General features: G+C 68.7%; 1 protein-coding gene and 1 pseudogene. Both read left to right on the top strand.

The window, feature by feature from the left end:
- Window positions 1-259 (top strand): annotated as a pseudogene (locus A5709_RS14265) (D-alanyl-D-alanine carboxypeptidase); the annotation flags it as partial.
- Entirely contained in the window at window positions 256-1,602 is a 1,347-nt protein-coding gene (locus A5709_RS14260; RefSeq protein WP_068011400.1) for a sugar porter family MFS transporter, read from the top strand. The pseudogene A5709_RS14265 and the gene A5709_RS14260, both read left to right, overlap by 4 nt.
- The last annotated feature ends 20 nt before the right edge of the window (window positions 1,603-1,622 follow it).

The raw sequence follows: 1,622 nt of genomic DNA, 5'->3' as shown, positions 1-1,622 counted from the left end.
GGCGGCGCACCTGCTGGACTACGGTTTCAGCACGCCGCAGGGCACCCAGGTCGGCAACCTGATCGAACCCGACCCCTCGCTGGCGCCCGCCAAACGCGACAGCGCCGCCGACCGCGGCAACGGCGCGCAGGCCGCGGGGCTGATCCCGTCGGCGGACGCGCTGCCGATCCGGGTGGGCGTCGCCGTCATCGGAACCATCATCGTGTTTAGTTTGATCATGGTCGCACGCTCGATGAACCGCCGACCGCAACACCGGTGAGATCGCGGCCCGCCCGATCGCGGGGGCTGGCGGTTGGGCTGACCGCCGCCAGCATTGGCGTCATATACGGCTACGACCTGTCCATCATCGCCGGCGCGCAGCTCTACGTCACCGAGGACTTCGGGCTGTCCACCCGGCAACAGGAACTGCTGACGACGATGGTCGTGATCGGCCAGATCGCCGGGGCGCTCGGTGCGGGCGTGCTGGCCAACGCGATCGGGCGCAAGAAATCGGTGGTGCTGCTGGTGGTCGCCTACGCGGCGTTCGCGCTACTCGGTGCGCTCTCGGTATCACTGCCGATGCTGTTGACGGCGCGGCTCCTGCTGGGCCTGACCCTCGGCGTGGCGGTGGTGGTCGTGCCGGTCTACGTCGCGGAATCGGCCCCGACGGCGGTGCGCGGGTCGCTGCTGACCGCCTATCAACTGGCCATCGTCAGCGGGCTGATCGTCGGCTACCTGACCGGATATCTACTGGCCGGGACCCACAGCTGGCGCTGGATGTTCGGGCTGGCCAGCGTGCCCGCAATGTTGTTGCTGCCGTTGCTCGTTCGCGCGCCGGACACGGCGCGGTGGTACGTACTGAAGGGCAGGCCCGACGAGGCCCGCCGGGCGCTGCTGCGCGTGGAGCCCGACGCGCGGGTCGATGAGGAGCTCGCCGAGATCGGCCGTGCGCTGAGCGAAGGGAGCGGCGGCTGGTCCGAGATGCTGCGCCCGCCGTACGGGCGGGCCACCGCCTTCGTGATCACGCTCGGCTTTTTGATCCAGATCACCGGCATCAACGCGATCATCTATTACAGCCCACGGATATTCCAGGCGATGGGCTTCACGGGCAACTTCGCGCTGCTGGCGCTGCCGGCCCTGGTCCAGGTCGCCGGGTTGGCCGCCGTGGGTGCGTCGCTGCTGCTGGTCGACAGGGTGGGCCGGCGCCCAATCCTGTTGTCCGGCATCGCCATGATGATCGCCGCCGACGTCGTGCTGATGGGCGTGTTCGGGCGGGGCATCGGCGGCGCGGCACTCGGCTTCGCCGGCATACTGCTGTTCATCATCGGCTACACCATGGGGTTCGGCTCCCTGGGCTGGGTGTACGCCAGCGAGAGCTTCCCGTCCCGGTTGCGCTCCATCGGGTCGAGCACGATGCTCACCTCAAACCTGGTGGCCAACGCGATCATCGCCGCCGTGTTCCTCACCATGCTGCACTCACTCGGTGGCGCAGGCACTTTCGCGGTGTTCGCCGCCCTGGCGGTCGTCGCGTTCGTCGTCGTCTACCGGTTCGCGCCGGAGACCAAGGGACGCCAGCTGGAGGAAATCCGCCACTTCTGGGAAAACGGCGGCCGATGGTCATGATCGCCGCGGGCACCACGGTG

This window comes from Mycobacterium sp. E1386, assembly GCF_001672745.1.
Lineage (GTDB): Bacteria > Actinomycetota > Actinomycetes > Mycobacteriales > Mycobacteriaceae > Mycobacterium.
Note: the sequence above shows the minus strand (reverse complement) of the source record. Positions and strands in the feature narration are given on the sequence as shown.